This is a genomic window from Sulfitobacter sp. LC.270.F.C4, assembly GCF_032922545.1.
Taxonomy (GTDB): domain Bacteria; phylum Pseudomonadota; class Alphaproteobacteria; order Rhodobacterales; family Rhodobacteraceae; genus Sulfitobacter; species Sulfitobacter profundi.
The window spans coordinates 1,023,331-1,036,750 of the sequence record NZ_CP136692.1; the positions used below are offsets into that span (position 1 = coordinate 1,023,331).

A 13,420-nucleotide genomic window follows, 5' to 3' on the forward strand; every position below is an offset into this window, starting at 1 on the left:
CAGGTAACGCGCCAAGACCATTTCACAGTCCCGCCAATCAGTCTATCTGGAGGGCATGATGAAACCTCTCACCTTGCTGATCGCCGCGATTTGGCTGACAATCCCTTTGCCTGCGGCGGCTGAAACGGCTGCGGGCCGCTGTGTTGTATTGCTGCATGGGCTGGCACGAACCGAGATGTCTTTCGCTGTTATGGAAGCCGCCTTGGCCGCCGAAGGATACCGCGTGGTGCGCCCCGGCTATCCCTCGACCGAAGCCAATATCGCAGAGTTGACCAAGCAGACCTTGCCACAGGCTGTTGCCGCTTGTGGCACCGCGCAGATTGATTTCGTGACCCATTCTATGGGTGGTATTCTGGTGCGCAAATGGGTGGCAGAGGCTGGCGCCGACCGTGTCGGCCGCGTGGTGATGCTGGGGCCGCCCAATCACGGCAGCGAAGTGGTCGACGAGTTGGTCGAGAACCCCGCCTTTGAGTGGTTGAACGGCCCGGCCGGGGCCGAGATCGGCACCGGGGATGGGGCGCTCCCGAACCAATTGCCGCCTGTGCCGTTTGAGTTGGGCGTGATCGCGGGGTCACAGTCTCTAAACCCGTATTTCTCAAGCCTTTTGCCGGGTCCGGATGACGGGAAGGTCTCGGTCGCGTCGACCCGTGTGGCGGGGATGAAAGAGCATATCGTTTTGCCCGTGACCCACACTTTCATGATGAACAACCCGCGCGTTATCGCCCAGACCATGGCGTTTTTGAGAACCGGCAGTTTTGACCGGTCGATGACCTTTATCGATGGCGTATTGAACGCGATTGGCTGCCCCGAAGGCGGGTGCCTGCCGGGGTTGGGAGGGGACGATGCCAAACCTTGACCTGATGAACGCAGAGGTCCTGCATCCCGAAGGGCTTAGCCGCGCGCCGCTGTCTTTTGCCGAGGGGGTGATTAATGACCGCCCGGTGGGGCGGAGCGTTGATTTAACCGGCTTCCAAGTGCTGCCGGGGATTGTCGATCTGCATGGCGATGCGTTCGAGCGGCATTTGGCACCGCGCCGCGGGGCGATGAAGCAGCTTTCCGAAGGGCTGGTCGCCGCAGAGGCGGAACTGGCGGCCAACGGCATGACCACGGCTGTTTTGGCCCAGTTCGTCAGCTGGGAAGGCGGCCTGCGGGGGCTGGGATTTGCCGATCAGGTCTTTAGCGGCATCCGCGACACGGCGCCGGAATTGGTCACTGATATCCGCCCGCAGTTGCGCTTTGAGACCCATATTCTCGACCTCTACGACAGTCTGCCGCGGCGTATGGCGGAGTGGGGCGTGGGCTATGTGGTGTTCAACGATCACTTGCCGCATGACCGCTTGGCGGCGGGTAGGATGCCGAAACGGCTGGTGGGGCAGGCGCTGAAGGCCGGGCGTAGCCCCGAGAGCCATCTGGCGCAGATGCAGGAGATGCACGCTCGGCGCGATGAGGTGCCAGCGGCCTTGGATCGACTGTGCGCAGAACTGGCGCAGCGCGGGGTCAAGATGGGCAGCCATGATGATCAGACCGCCGAGGGGCGCGGTCTGTGGCGGGCGCGGGGTGTGACACTGGCAGAATTCCCCGAAACGCAGGAGGCCGCCGAGGCCGCGCATGGGGCGGGCGATGCGGTGATCATGGGCGCGCCCAATGTGGTGCGCGGCGGGTCGCATAACGGCAATCTGTCGGCGCTGGACCTGATCAGCATGGGGCTGTGTCACGCCTTGGCGTCAGACTACCATTACCCTTCGCCGCGCCGTGCCGCCCTCATGCTGGCGCAAAGCGGGCTGCTCGACCTTGCGGGGGCATGGGCGCTGGTCTCATCCGGGCCGGCGCAGGTGCTAGGGCTTACCGATCGTGGCACGCTGGCGCCGGGCAAGCGCGCCGATATCGTTGTGTTGGACAAGGCCACAGGCCGCGTCGCCGCCACTTTCGTGGCGGGGCGGGTAAGCTTCATGTCCGGCGCGGTTGCGGAGCGTTTCGTCGCCTGACCTCAGGCGCGAATGATCTGGTTCACATGGCCCATCTTGCGGCCCGGTTTCACCTCGGCCTTGCCGTAGAGATGCAGCGCTGTGTCGCGCGCGCGGGCAAGCTCTGGCACGCGGTCCATATCGTCACCGATGAGGTTGGTCATCACCACATCCGCATAGCGCTGACCATCGCCCAAGGGCCAGCCCGCGACGGCGCGGATGTGCTGCTCGAACTGGTCGATCGCGCAGCCATTCTGGGTCCAATGGCCCGAGTTATGCACCCGTGGGGCGATTTCGTTCACGATCAGCCCCTGCGGGGTGACGAAAAGCTCAACCCCCATGACGCCGACATACTCAAGCGCGTTAAGCACCCGACCGGCCAGCAAAACCGCATCGGTGAGCTGCGCGTTGCTGATCTTTGCCGGGACGGTGGTGGTGTGCAGGATGCCATCGCGGTGGACGTTCTCACCGGGATCGAAACAGGCGACTTCGCCCGTGGCGCTGCGCGCGGCGATGACGGAAATCTCGGCGCTAAAATTCACGAACCCTTCGAGCACCGAAGGCGCGCCGTTCATCTCGGCCCAAGCGGTGTCGAGGTCGGTATCGTCTTTCAGCCGCGCTTGGCCCTTGCCGTCATAGCCGAAACGTCGGGTCTTGAGGATTGCGGGCGTGCCGATCTGCGCCACGGCGGCCTTCAAAGTCGCGGCGTCGGTGACATCGGCAAAAGGCGCCACCCGCAAACCAAGGTCACCGAGGAAGGTCTTCTCGGTCAGCCGGTCTTGGGAAATGCGCAGGGCTTCGCGGCCCGGACGGAGCGGGGTGATCGCCTCAACCACGTCGAGCGCCTCGGTTGGGATGTTCTCAAACTCGAAAGTGACGATGTCACAGGCGCGGGCGAAAGCCTCTAGCGCGCTGTGGTCGTCATAGCCTGCGGTGGTCACCGCATGGGCCACATCGGCGGCAGGCGGGTTGGCGCCCGGCTCAAAGATATGGGTGCGAAAGCCAAGCCGCGCGGCGGCGACCGAGAGCATGCGCCCCAGTTGACCGCCGCCCAGAATGCCGATGGTGGCGCCGGTTTGCAGTGGCTCAGTCATGCGGCACCTCGGGGATTGAGGCGCTAAACGCGTCGCGCCAATCGTCCAACCGCTTGGCCAGTTCCGCATCTTGCAAGGCAAGGATGCCCGCCGCCATCAAGGCCGCATTGGCCGCGCCCGCGGCACCGATGGCCATGGTCGCGACCGGAAAGCCGCGTGGCATCTGCAGGATGGAATAAAGCGAATCCACACCCGACAGCGCTTTGGTTTGTACCGGCACGCCAATCACCGGCACGCGGGTTTTGGAGGCCATCATGCCCGGCAAATGCGCCGCACCGCCAGCGCCTGCGATAATCACTTGCAGGCCACGGTCGACGGCCGTTTTGCCATAGTCCCACAGCCGGTCGGGCGTGCGATGCGCAGATACGATGCGCGCCTCAAAGGGGATGTTAAGCTCTTCCAGCAGGGTTGCTGCTTCGCGCATGGTGGCCCAGTCGGACTGGGACCCCATGATGATGCCAACCGGGGGCGTGGTCATTGCGCAGGGCCTTCTCTTGGTGGATCAGAGCGCGCACTATACCCATCCCGGCCCATGTGGCAACGATGATTGCCGCAGGCAACAGAGATCAAAGTTTAGGCGATGATATCGGGGGTCAGGCGGTCTTCGATCTGGGCGATAAGATCCTTGAGCCGCAGCTTGCGCTTTTTCAGCCGCTGCAGGGTCAATTGATCGCCAGTTCCTTTTTCAACAAGAGCGTGGATGGCGTCATCCAGATCGCGATGTTCCCGTCGGAAGACCTCAAGCTCAACACGCAGCACTTCATCCGTTTTCATCGACAGATCGGTAGGGGCATTCATGGGTAGGTGATTCCGTTGGGCATCTGAACCTTGAATATAAGCGCTTGAGATCATTTGGCATAGCCCTTGCGCCCCTGCTTAAGCCCCCCCATATTCAATGCAACGGGTTGCCGGTTGCGGGGCCTGTGAAACACTGTCGCTTGACCTGATAAGGACGTGTCGCATGACGAAACTAACGCTTGCCTCTTACCCTCACATGCTGGGGTTTGAACAATTGGAACGGGTGCTGGAACGCAGCGCCAAGGCCGGAAACGAAGGTTATCCGCCGTTCAACATCGAGCAGACCTCTGATTACAGCTACCGGATCACACTGGCGGTTGCGGGTTTTTCGGAACAGGATCTCTCGATAACAGTTGAGGATAGACAGCTCGTGATCCGTGGGCGTCAGTCTGACGATGGCGAAGACCGGGTGTTCTTGCACCGTGGGATCGCTGCGCGACAGTTTCAGCGCTCGTTCGTACTGGCCGATGGGGTCGATGTGGGCGAAGCCGTTATGGAGAATGGTCTGCTGCATGTCGACCTGACCCGCGCCAAGCCTGAAACAGTGGTTCAAACCATCAAGATCAAGAAGGGGTAATATCATGCAAGACGCAATCACCCACGGGAATGACCGTATGGTCTATGTCAAAACGATCGCTGTCGCTGATCTGCCGCGCGAAGTGCGCGATCAGGCAGAAGGGCTCGAGCTTCTTTATGCGGTCCATGACGCCGAAGGGCAGCAGTTGGCGCTGGTTGGCGATCAAAAGCTCGCGTTCTCTTTGGCACGTGAGCATGACTACCGCCCGGTCATGGTGCATTGACGCCGACATTCACGACGATACGCTAAGCCCGATGCAAGGCCGCAGTCCGCTGCGGCCTTTTGTTATTGGGAGCGGGCGTATGGATTTCGATTTCGACTGGGTGGATGCTTTCACCGATCAGGTCTTTGGGGGCAACGGCTGTGCCGTGGTGCATGGCGGGGCGGTGCTGCCTGATGCCATTTGCACGGCCTATGTGCGTGAGACATCTTTGGTAGAATGCACCTTTACAGGGCCGTCCGAGATCGCTGACTTCAAGGTGAAATACTACCTCGCCAGCCGAGAGATACCCTTTGCCGGCCATCCGACCATCGCCACCGTCGCGGCCCTGCGCCATCGCGGGCTGATCGGTGAGGGACTGCTGCGGCTGGAGACGGGCGCGGGTATCGTGGAGATAGAGGTCCGCGGTGCCCAGATCGCAATGACCCAGATCGCGCCGGTTTTCGGGGTCGAAGTGCCTGTTGATCTCGTCGCAGACGTGGGCGGTTTGGAACCGGCCGATATCATCGGGCAGCCGCAGGTGGTCTCTACCGGGTTGCCCTTTTGCATCACGGTCTTGCGCAGCCGCAGGGCGCTGGAAAGGCTGAAACTCGATCCCCGGGCGCTGGCGGATTACAACGCCCATCTGGGGCAAGACAGCGATATGATGGAGCCTTTTTGGGTAACACTCGACGGCGCAACTTCGACGGGCGATACCTATGCGCGGCTGCTATTGGCCCCGCCCAGCCCCGCCGAAGACCCTTTCACCGGATCGGCAACAGGCGCGATGGCGGCCTATCTCTGGGCGCGGGGGCTGATCGATAGCCCCCGATTTGTCGCCGAACAGGGGCACCTCATGGGCCGTCCGGGGCGGGCAGAGGTCGAAGTGCTGGGCCCCCGCGATGCGATCTCCGGGGTGCGCGTCGCGGGGCAGGGGCGTGTGGTGATGTCGGGGCAGGTCTTCATGCCGGAAACGGCCTGACCCAAACGCAAAACGCAGCCCCGAGGGGCTGCGTTTCCATTCTAGGAAGGCCGAGCGGTTTAACCCGCGATCAGCCCCATGTTTTCGAGCTTCAGCAACACCTGATGCGCGCAGTTGTCGACCTCGACGTTCTCGGTTTCCAACACCAGTTCGGCGTTCTGCGGCACATCGTAGGGGTCAGAAATGCCCGTGAACTCTTTGATCTTGCCTTCGCGCGCCAGCTTGTAGAGCCCCTTACGGTCGCGGCGCTCGCACTCTTCGATAGAGGTCGCGACATGGACCTCGACGAAGGCGCCGAAGTTTTCCACATCCTCACGCACCGCCCGGCGGGTGGTGGCATAGGGCGCGATCGGCGCGCAGATGGCGATGCCGCCGTTCTTGGTGATCTCTGACGCGACATAGCCGATGCGGCGGATGTTCAGATCGCGGTGCTCTTTGGAGAAGCCCAACTCAGAGGAAAGGTTCTTGCGCACGATATCGCCATCCAGCAGCGTCACCGGGCGGCCGCCCATCTCCATCAGCTTGACCATCAGTGCGTTGGCGATAGTGGATTTGCCCGAGCCGGAGAAACCAGTGAAGAACACGGTGAAGCCCTGCTTCGAGCGCGGCGGGGAGGTGCGGCGCAGTTCCTTGACGACCTCGGGGAAGGAGAACCACTCAGGGATCTCCAGCCCTTCGCGCAGGCGGCGGCGCAGCTCGGTGCCCGAGATGTTCAGGATGGTGACATCGTCTTTGTCCTTGATCTCATCCATGGCCTCATATTGAGCGCGTTCCTGCACCCAGACCATATGTTTGAAATCGACCATTTCGATGCCCATTTCCTCCTGATGCGCGCGGAACAGATCCTGCGCATCATAGGGGCCATAGAAATCTTCGCCGGCGGAGTTCTTGCCGGGGCCAGCGTGGTCGCGGCCGACGATGAAGTGTGTACAGCCGTGGTTCTTGCGGATCAGCCCGTGCCAGACGGCCTCACGCGGGCCAGCCATGCGCATGGCGAGGTTCAAGAGGCTCATCGAGGTGGTGGCGGCAGGGTATTTATCGAGCACCGCCTCATAGCAGCGCACGCGGGTGAAGTGATCGACGTCGCCGGGCTTGGTCATGCCGACGACCGGATGGATCAGCAGGTTGGCCTGCGCCTCACGGGCGGCACGGAAGGTGAGTTCCTGATGCGCGCGGTGCAGCGGGTTGCGGGTTTGGAAGGCCACGACGCGGCGCCAGCCCAGCTTGCGGAAATAGGCGCGCAGCTCGTTAGGCGTGTCGCGGCGCGCGCGGAAATCATAGTGCACGGGCTGCTGGATGCCGGTCACCGGGCCGCCGAGATAGACGTTACCGGCCTGATTGTGCAGGTAGTTCACCGCCGGATGCGCATCGTCATCCGCGCCAAAGACCTTCTCGGCCTCGCGTGCCTTATTGGGGGTCCAACGGTCGGTGATGGTCATGGTCGCAAGGATCACGCCCTCCTGGTCGCGCAGGGCAATGTCCTGACCCAGTTCCAGCTTTTCGGCGAAGGCTTCGCTTACGTCGAGGTTGATCGGCATGGGCCAAAGCGTGCCATCGGCCAGCCGCATGTTCTCGACCACGCCGTCATAGTCTTCCTCGGACAGGAAACCTTTGAGCGGGTTGAAACCGCCGTTCATCAAAAGCTCCAGATCGCAGATCTGACGCGGGGTGAGATCAAGGCTCACCAGATTGCCGGCTTCGATCTTCAGTTTCTGCGCAGACTCGTAAGAGACATAGAGTTCGGGGATCGGCGTCAGGTTGCTGGGCATCATAACTATCACTTTTCTTCAGGGGGCAGGCGGCTTCGGTCTTGGCTGCCATAGCTGCAAAAGGCGTAAAAAGTCTATAGTTCTAGGGGGAATCGTATCGTTAAAGGCTGTTATCCCGCGATCTCGGGATGGCCTGCAATTCGGGTGTTCAAGGGCGGCGGAAACCAGAATTATCTCCGCCGCGCCTTCGGTTGACTTAAACGTCTTCCTTCACTTCGGCCCCATAGCCAAGCGGAAGGGAGGTGTCTTTGCCCTCATCATCGCCCACTTCGGCCAGAAAACGCTCAGCTTCCAGCGCGGCCATGCAGCCCATGCCAGCGCTTGTCACCGCTTGGCGATACTTGTGGTCCGTCAGATCGCCCGCGGCAAAGACGCCCGGAATAGAGGTTTCGGTGCTGTCCGGTTTGGTCACGACATAGCCGCCCATGTGGGTTTCCAACGTGTCCTTAACCAATTCATTCGAGGGCGCGTGACCGATGGCCACAAAGACACCTTTGGCCGGGATATCAGTGATTTCGCCGGTCTTAACGTGTTTAACCTTCACGCCTTCGACGCCCAGCGGGCTGTCGGTGCCATAGACTTCCTCAAGCTCGTGGAACCACAGCGGCTCGATCTTGGGGTTCTTCATCAGCCGGTCGATCAGGATTTTCTCAGCGCGCAGCTCATCACGGCGGTGGATCAACGTGACCTTGGAGGCGAAGTTGGTCAGAAACAGCGCCTCTTCCACGGCGGTGTTGCCGCCGCCGATCACCACAATCTCTTGGCCCCGGTAGAAAAAGCCGTCACAGGTGGCGCAGGCCGACACGCCGAACCCTTTGAACTTTTCCTCGCTCTCCAGCCCCAGCCATTTGGCCCGCGCCCCGGTGGCAAGGATCACAGCGTCGGCGACATAGGTCGTGCCGCTGTCGCCTTTGGCGTGGAACGGACGGCTTGAGAGGTCGAGATCGGTGATGATGTCGCCGATGATCTCGGTGCCCATCGCCTTGGCGTGGTCCTGCATGCGGATCATCAGGTCGGGGCCTTGGACCTCGCTGTCGCCGGGCCAGTTCTCGACCTCGGTGGTGGTGGTCAGCTGGCCGCCGGGCTCAATCCCTTGAACGAGGATCGGCTCCAGCATGGCGCGGCTCGCGTAGACCCCGGCGGTGTAGCCCGCAGGGCCGGAGCCGATGATCAGTACCTTGGTTTTACGTGTCTCGGCCATCTGGCGCCCCCGGGCTGTCATTGATATTGCCCGCCTCATATAGCGATAGCGGGGAAGCCGTTAAACCCCCACCGTCACCGCCCTGCCATTACGCTTGCGTGAGCAGGCGGCTGGATCGGCTCGATGGGTGAGATAAAGAATATTGCGCCTGCGTGAAACTTTATTGCGCGTACCACGCAGGCTGCTATAAGAATCGAAAATTCACTGAGGATGATATGGCGGGTACACGACTAGATCCGATCGACCGGATGATCTTGGCCGAATTGCAATCGGATGGCCGGATGACGAATGTCGAACTGGCCAAGCGCGTGGGCATCTCTGCGCCGCCCTGTTTGCGCCGGGTCCGCACCCTGGAAGAACAAGGCTACATCAAAGGCTATCACGCCGATGTAGATGCGCGCGAACTGGGCTTTGAGGTGCAGGTTTTCGCCATGGTCGGACTTGCCAGTCAGGCCGAGGCCGATCTGAGCGCTTTTGAAGAGAAATGTCGCGGTTGGCCGTTGGTGCGCGAGTGCCATATGCTCAACGGTGAGGTTGATTTCATCCTGAAATGCGTGGCGCCGGACCTGTCGAGTTTTCAAAGCTTCCTCACGGGGCAATTGCTGACGACGCCGAATGTGGAAAGCGTAAAGACGAGCCTTGTGATCCGTGGGGCCAAGGATGATCCCGGCGTGCCCTTCGACGTGCTGGAAGCGCGGCTGTCGACCGCGCCCTGAATCAGTCCTTTGGGCTGTCTTCTGTGGTTTCAGGCGCGCGGGGATGGGCGAGGGGGCCGAAATCCGTCGCATGCGCGATCTGCGGAAACATTGACAGAAACCGATCCCGAAGGTTGGGCGCGGCGTCGCGCAGAGCCTGTGCACCGGGGTGAAAGGTCTCCATCTCCAACCCGCCTGCCTTGATCGCCGCATGGCGCGACAGGCAGATATGGAACAGGCGCACCGGGGTCGGCGGGGCGACCTCAATCACGTTGACCCCATCCAAAAACCCGCGAACCGGGGTCAGCATACGGGTGCTGCCCGCCTCTGCCCGCAGGTGAGGCGGCGTTTGTAGCACCCGTGCGGCGGGACCAAGGGTGAGGAACGAGCTGGGGCGCCCCTCTCCGAAACTGTCGGGCATGATGCGGATCAGCGAAAGCCGCTGCCCGCTGTCCGCCGGGATAAAGCTGCTGGACCCGATCCAGATCAATCGCGCCGGTTCCCCCGATGAGGTATTGATCATGTCGCCGGGCTGAAGGTCCTCAATGGCGATGTCGCCCTGCACCGTCTGGATCAGCGTCCCACGGGCGAAGGCCGCAAAGGCGGATTCGAAAAGCGGCGCGGCGGGCGCAGTGTCTTGCCCGATATAGAGCGAACCATCGGCGCGCAGGGCGGCAACTTCATAGCTGCGCATTGGCGCAGGCGGCGGAACTTCAAGATCGGTGGCGGCGGTCTGTGTCATGCAAAACCCCTTATCTACCCGGCGCAGCGGGGCGGAACGCGGCCCTTTTAGGCGCGGACTGACAGGTAATTCGCCATGTTCTGCCGGAATTGTCAAAATATCCGGGATATTCACAGCCCATCCCGCGCCAATTTCGGCTAAAACCGCGGTATGTTTCTTGGCTCGGCTCTTGGCTGCCATATTTGCAGGAAAACGCCCCCCGAAACGAATCAACGTCCTGAGGGGCGGTCATTTGTACCGGACGCTTTGGCGCCGGTACCGGGGGAAACTTTTCAGGCGGTCTTGCGGACCGGGGCGTTGCTAGCGCGCTTTGCGATAAAGGCGGCGCGGCGCGCGCCACGCGCCCATGGCATGACGGTGTCCGTCTTTGCGGCGGTCTCGACGACGGACTTGATGAAGCGCGGGTTCTTTTTCATGGCTCGGTTCCTCTTCGGTCATGCGGGCATCGTTCCATTCACTATCGCAGTGCAATCGGGCCGGTTTTTGACGATGGGTGAGAAACTTGCGCAAATTTGACGGCTAAGTTGGGCGCTTTGGGGCGCGTAGGCCAAAATCTATAAAGTGTTTAAAATCCTACAGTTATCGCCAGCTCAGGAAACAATTGAGCAAACCGGATGCGATTACGTCCAGTCTGGCGACAGTAATGCGGCATGAAACGGGCGACCCTCGCCCCAATCTCGCCCCGTTCAGAGCGTGATGGCCGAGAGCAGGCGGCCATAGTCTGCCTCTTTGGCGTGGGTCGTGCGCCGGTAGGAATAGAATCGCGAGGCGTCGGCATAGGTGCAATGCCGCGTCCATTCTGCATGGCCCACACCCGCCGCGCGCAGACGGTTCAGGCCAAAGCCCGGCAAGTCGAAATGCAGACGGTCACCTTCGCCTTGGGCAAAGTAACGGGCAAACTCTGGGTCGGCGCTCATGAAGTTGTCAAGAAACTCTGGCCCGACCTCATAGGCGCGCTGGCTGATCGAGGGGCCGATCACCGCAGTGATCTTTTCGCGCGTGGCGCCCAGATCAACCATCGCATCGACGGTCGCCTCAAGTATCCCATCAAGCGCGCCGCGCCAGCCCGCATGGGCCGCGCCGACCACACCGGCCTGCGCATCCGCAAAGAGCACGGGCTGGCAGTCGGCGGTCAGGATCGACAGGGCGATGCCGGGGGTTTTGGTCACCAGCGCATCGGCGCGGGGCTTGTCGTCGCGCGGTTCTGTCACGGTGACGACGGTGGCAGAGTGGACCTGATGCACCCCGACAAGGTGGTCAGCGGGCAGGCCCATCGCCTCGGCAGCGCGGGCGCGGTTGATGCGCACAATCTCGGACTGGTCCGAGCTGCCGCTGCCGCAGTTCAGCCCGGAAAACACTCCCGATGACGCGCCGCCACGGCGGGTGAAGAACCCGTGCCGCAGAGGGGCAAGCGCATCGGATGTGAGAATTTCGAGCGTCATACTTCTGTCCCCGGGGGCGGGGTCTGACCTTTTTGGTAGAGCCCCATTACTTTGAACAGGTTTCCCATTTCCGCCGGGTGCGTCAACCGCCGATGTGCGGCAATGTGGCTGCCAAGCGCGTCACCGGTCAGGAGTTCGGCCAATTTCTGCGCGCGGGGGGTGATGCCCAAACGCTCAAGAAAAACGCCTTGGGTGACGACGCGGCTATGGGGGCAGGGGCAGGCGAGGGCGAGCGCCTCGAAATCGACATGAGCGGTCAGATCGGCATGGCCCGGGCTGGCCAGCGGGTCTACGGGGGCGTGATTCTGCAAGGCTTGCAGGGTGTCGCCCAAGGCCCGCCAATCGCCATAGTCGACGATCAGTGCGGCGCCGCCATGGGCTGCGATGCGGCTGCCGATCTGTTGCAAGATCTCTGCCGCTGGGGCGCAACGCTCGACCAGATCGCCGTCCTTCGTATCCTCCAGCCGGTGCGTGAGGGCGGGCTGCGGGGTCACGGGCCCAAGGCCGAAGGCCAGCGCGCCCTCTGCCGCGCCGACCCGCCGCTCCGCCCAGCCTGCGCCTTGGCGGATGAACTGGCGGATCGGGAGCGCGTCAAAAAACTCGTTCGCAATCAGGAAAAGCGGCGCATCGGGCAAGTCTGCAGCGCTATCCAACCAAGTGATGTCATGGCCTTGCAACGTCTCACGCTGCACGTCGCGCAGAGCGGGGGAGGCTTCGACCAGCGTAATCTTCGCAGCGGCCAGAAATCCCGGCACCTGCGCGCAGGCGCGCAGCATATCGGCCATCAATGTGCCGCGCCCCGGCCCAAGCTCGGCCAATGTAAAAGGCGCGGGCGCACCCTGATACAGCCAGCTTTGCGCCAGCGACAGGCCGATCAACTCGCCAAACATCTGGCTGATCTCCGGCGCCGTTATGAAATCCCCCTCTGCGCCAAAGGGCGCGCGGGTCGTGTAATAGCCCCAGTCGGGATGCAGCAGGCAGGACTGCATATAGTCGTCCAGCCGCATCGGCCCTTCCAAGGCGATCCGCGCCAGCAGATGGTCCTTCAGGCTCATGCCTGCCGCCGCGCCCGAATGATTAAAAAGATGCCTGCGGCGATCATCGGCAGCGACAGGATCTGCCCCATGGTCAGCCCCCAGCCGCCGATATGCCACGCCAGCCCCAGTGGGTTGCCGGGGGTGACGAATTGCGCATCTGGCTGGCGCAGGAACTCAACCGCGAAACGTGCCGCGCCATAGCCCGCAAGGAAGGTGCCGCCGATCAGGCCGGGCATTTTCAGCGCACCGCGTTTCCATGCCATCCAGATCAGCACGCCGCCCAAGACCAGCCCCTCCAGCAGCGCCTCATAGAGTTGCGAGGGGTGCCGGGCGCAGATGCCGGCCACGTCGGGGCAGAACTGCGCTGCCTCGCCGGGGAAGGCCACGCCCCAAGGCAGATCGGTCGGACGGCCCCAGAGCTCGGCGTTGATGAAATTCGCCAGCCGCCCCAGAAACAGGCCCGGCGCCAACCCCAAACACACCATATCTCCGGTCGAGATCACCGGGATGCGATGCCGCCAAGTATAGAAGAGCCCGGCCAGAATGACCCCAAGCGCCCCACCATGGAAGGACATGCCGCCCTCCCAGAGCTGCAAGATGGCGGCGGGGTTCGACAGGTAATAGGCCGGTTGGTAAAACAGCACATAGCCCAACCGTCCGCCAAGAATGACGCCCAGAATGACCCAAAAGAGCAGGTCCTCGACCTGACCGGGCTTCATGACGGGCGTGTCATTCTTCCACAGTTGTGGGCGTTTGACCGCCGCGGTGGCGATGCGCCAGCCCAGCAGAATGCCCACGATATAGGCCAGCGCATACCAGCGCAGCGCGAAGGTGGCACCAAACAGGTTAACCGAAAAAATTTCCGGCGCGATATCGGGGAAGGGGAGCATTGCTATCATGGTGCTGATTGAGCAAGGCCA

16 protein-coding genes are annotated in these 13,420 nt (G+C 62.1%); 6 read left to right on the forward strand and 10 right to left on the reverse strand.

Going from position 1 to position 13,420, the window contains the following annotated elements; translation table 11 throughout:
• Positions 1 to 55: 55 nt before the first annotated feature.
• Positions 56 to 856 carry an alpha/beta fold hydrolase gene (locus R1T45_RS08900; protein WP_317390629.1) on the forward strand — a complete coding sequence of 267 codons (801 nt, stop codon included), beginning with the start codon at positions 56 to 58 and terminating at the stop codon, positions 854 to 856.
• Positions 843 to 1,985: an alpha-D-ribose 1-methylphosphonate 5-triphosphate diphosphatase gene (locus R1T45_RS08905; protein ID WP_120351715.1), complete on the forward strand. Its 1,143-nt coding sequence runs from the start codon at positions 843 to 845 to the stop codon at positions 1,983 to 1,985. The genes R1T45_RS08900 and R1T45_RS08905 overlap by 14 nt, the downstream gene beginning before the upstream one ends.
• A 2-nt stretch (positions 1,986 to 1,987) precedes the next feature.
• Here R1T45_RS08905 and R1T45_RS08910 read toward each other — a convergent pair whose 3' ends face one another.
• From R1T45_RS08910 to R1T45_RS08920, 3 genes are all read right to left on the reverse strand, one after another.
• On the reverse strand, positions 1,988 to 3,058 hold the full coding sequence (locus R1T45_RS08910) for a 5-(carboxyamino)imidazole ribonucleotide synthase (protein WP_317390630.1): 1,071 nt from the start codon (positions 3,056 to 3,058) through the stop codon (positions 1,988 to 1,990).
• Positions 3,051 to 3,536 (reverse strand): 5-(carboxyamino)imidazole ribonucleotide mutase, encoded by a 486-nt coding sequence (gene purE / locus R1T45_RS08915; protein WP_317390631.1) that lies wholly within the window; start codon positions 3,534 to 3,536, stop codon positions 3,051 to 3,053. The genes R1T45_RS08910 and purE overlap by 8 nt, the downstream gene beginning before the upstream one ends.
• 95 nt (positions 3,537 to 3,631) lie before the next feature.
• A complete protein-coding gene (locus R1T45_RS08920; RefSeq protein ID WP_007119020.1) occupies positions 3,632 to 3,856 on the reverse strand; it encodes a YdcH family protein in 225 nt (74 codons plus the stop codon).
• 163 nt (positions 3,857 to 4,019) lie between these two features.
• Between R1T45_RS08920 and R1T45_RS08925 the strand changes: the two genes are divergently transcribed.
• From R1T45_RS08925 to R1T45_RS08935, 3 genes are all read left to right on the forward strand, one after another.
• On the forward strand, positions 4,020 to 4,433 hold the full coding sequence (locus R1T45_RS08925; protein ID WP_067267324.1) for an Hsp20 family protein: 414 nt from the start codon (positions 4,020 to 4,022) through the stop codon (positions 4,431 to 4,433).
• Positions 4,434 to 4,437: 4 nt separating this feature from the next.
• Complete coding sequence (locus tag R1T45_RS08930) at positions 4,438 to 4,656, forward strand: DUF1150 family protein (protein ID WP_007119022.1); 219 nt, start codon at positions 4,438 to 4,440, stop codon at positions 4,654 to 4,656.
• 79 nt (positions 4,657 to 4,735) lie between these two features.
• Positions 4,736 to 5,614: a PhzF family phenazine biosynthesis protein gene (locus tag R1T45_RS08935; protein ID WP_317390632.1), complete on the forward strand. Its 879-nt coding sequence runs from the start codon at positions 4,736 to 4,738 to the stop codon at positions 5,612 to 5,614.
• 59 nt (positions 5,615 to 5,673) lie between these two features.
• On the opposite strand, the gene R1T45_RS08940 is transcribed toward R1T45_RS08935, so the two are convergent.
• Positions 5,674 to 7,386 (reverse strand): bifunctional sulfate adenylyltransferase/adenylylsulfate kinase, encoded by a 1,713-nt coding sequence (locus tag R1T45_RS08940; protein WP_317390633.1) that lies wholly within the window; start codon positions 7,384 to 7,386, stop codon positions 5,674 to 5,676.
• A gap of 193 nt (positions 7,387 to 7,579) precedes the next feature.
• Positions 7,580 to 8,584: a thioredoxin-disulfide reductase gene (trxB, locus tag R1T45_RS08945; protein WP_067622778.1), complete on the reverse strand. Its 1,005-nt coding sequence runs from the start codon at positions 8,582 to 8,584 to the stop codon at positions 7,580 to 7,582.
• Between the two features lie 215 nt (positions 8,585 to 8,799).
• Between trxB and R1T45_RS08950 the strand changes: the two genes are divergently transcribed.
• Positions 8,800 to 9,300 (forward strand): Lrp/AsnC family transcriptional regulator, encoded by a 501-nt coding sequence (locus R1T45_RS08950; RefSeq protein WP_040700523.1) that lies wholly within the window; start codon positions 8,800 to 8,802, stop codon positions 9,298 to 9,300.
• A gap of 1 nt (position 9,301) precedes the next feature.
• Here R1T45_RS08950 and R1T45_RS08955 read toward each other — a convergent pair whose 3' ends face one another.
• From R1T45_RS08955 to lgt, 5 genes are all read right to left on the reverse strand, one after another.
• A complete protein-coding gene (locus R1T45_RS08955) occupies positions 9,302 to 10,021 on the reverse strand; it encodes a Hint domain-containing protein (protein ID WP_317390634.1) in 720 nt (239 codons plus the stop codon).
• Positions 10,022 to 10,293: 272 nt separating this feature from the next.
• The gene (locus R1T45_RS08960) at positions 10,294 to 10,437 is read right to left on the reverse strand and encodes a hypothetical protein (protein WP_317390635.1); all 144 of its coding nucleotides are present in this window, start codon (positions 10,435 to 10,437) and stop codon (positions 10,294 to 10,296) included.
• Positions 10,438 to 10,707: 270 nt separating this feature from the next.
• Entirely contained in the window at positions 10,708 to 11,463 is a 756-nt protein-coding gene (gene pgeF, locus R1T45_RS08965) for a peptidoglycan editing factor PgeF (RefSeq protein ID WP_120351709.1), read from the reverse strand.
• Positions 11,460 to 12,518, reverse strand: a complete 1,059-nt coding sequence (locus R1T45_RS08970; protein ID WP_317390636.1) for a class I SAM-dependent methyltransferase — start codon at positions 12,516 to 12,518, stop codon at positions 11,460 to 11,462. The genes pgeF and R1T45_RS08970 overlap by 4 nt, the downstream gene beginning before the upstream one ends.
• Positions 12,515 to 13,399, reverse strand: coding sequence for a prolipoprotein diacylglyceryl transferase (gene lgt / locus R1T45_RS08975; protein ID WP_317390637.1), 885 nt, complete (start codon positions 13,397 to 13,399; stop codon positions 12,515 to 12,517). Before lgt ends, R1T45_RS08970 begins: the two co-directional genes overlap by 4 nt.
• Positions 13,400 to 13,420 lie beyond the last annotated feature (21 nt).

What these genes read in the sequence shown, in the direction of transcription:
- R1T45_RS08900 (WP_317390629.1), top strand. Translation starts at nt 56, where the DNA reads ATGATGAAACCTCTCACCTTGCTGATCGCCGCGATTTGGCTGACAATC.
- R1T45_RS08905 (WP_120351715.1), top strand. Translation starts at nt 843, where the DNA reads ATGCCAAACCTTGACCTGATGAACGCAGAGGTCCTGCATCCCGAAGGG.
- R1T45_RS08910 (WP_317390630.1), bottom strand. Translation starts at nt 3,058, where the DNA reads ATGACTGAGCCACTGCAAACCGGCGCCACCATCGGCATTCTGGGCGGC.
- purE (WP_317390631.1), bottom strand. Translation starts at nt 3,536, where the DNA reads ATGACCACGCCCCCGGTTGGCATCATCATGGGGTCCCAGTCCGACTGG.
- R1T45_RS08920 (WP_007119020.1), bottom strand. Translation starts at nt 3,856, where the DNA reads ATGAATGCCCCTACCGATCTGTCGATGAAAACGGATGAAGTGCTGCGT.
- R1T45_RS08925 (WP_067267324.1), top strand. Translation starts at nt 4,020, where the DNA reads ATGACGAAACTAACGCTTGCCTCTTACCCTCACATGCTGGGGTTTGAA.
- R1T45_RS08930 (WP_007119022.1), top strand. Translation starts at nt 4,438, where the DNA reads ATGCAAGACGCAATCACCCACGGGAATGACCGTATGGTCTATGTCAAA.
- R1T45_RS08935 (WP_317390632.1), top strand. Translation starts at nt 4,736, where the DNA reads ATGGATTTCGATTTCGACTGGGTGGATGCTTTCACCGATCAGGTCTTT.
- R1T45_RS08940 (WP_317390633.1), bottom strand. Translation starts at nt 7,386, where the DNA reads ATGATGCCCAGCAACCTGACGCCGATCCCCGAACTCTATGTCTCTTAC.
- trxB (WP_067622778.1), bottom strand. Translation starts at nt 8,584, where the DNA reads ATGGCCGAGACACGTAAAACCAAGGTACTGATCATCGGCTCCGGCCCT.
- R1T45_RS08950 (WP_040700523.1), top strand. Translation starts at nt 8,800, where the DNA reads ATGGCGGGTACACGACTAGATCCGATCGACCGGATGATCTTGGCCGAA.
- R1T45_RS08955 (WP_317390634.1), bottom strand. Translation starts at nt 10,021, where the DNA reads ATGACACAGACCGCCGCCACCGATCTTGAAGTTCCGCCGCCTGCGCCA.
- R1T45_RS08960 (WP_317390635.1), bottom strand. Translation starts at nt 10,437, where the DNA reads ATGAAAAAGAACCCGCGCTTCATCAAGTCCGTCGTCGAGACCGCCGCA.
- pgeF (WP_120351709.1), bottom strand. Translation starts at nt 11,463, where the DNA reads ATGACGCTCGAAATTCTCACATCCGATGCGCTTGCCCCTCTGCGGCAC.
- R1T45_RS08970 (WP_317390636.1), bottom strand. Translation starts at nt 12,518, where the DNA reads ATGAGCCTGAAGGACCATCTGCTGGCGCGGATCGCCTTGGAAGGGCCG.
- lgt (WP_317390637.1), bottom strand. Translation starts at nt 13,399, where the DNA reads ATGATAGCAATGCTCCCCTTCCCCGATATCGCGCCGGAAATTTTTTCG.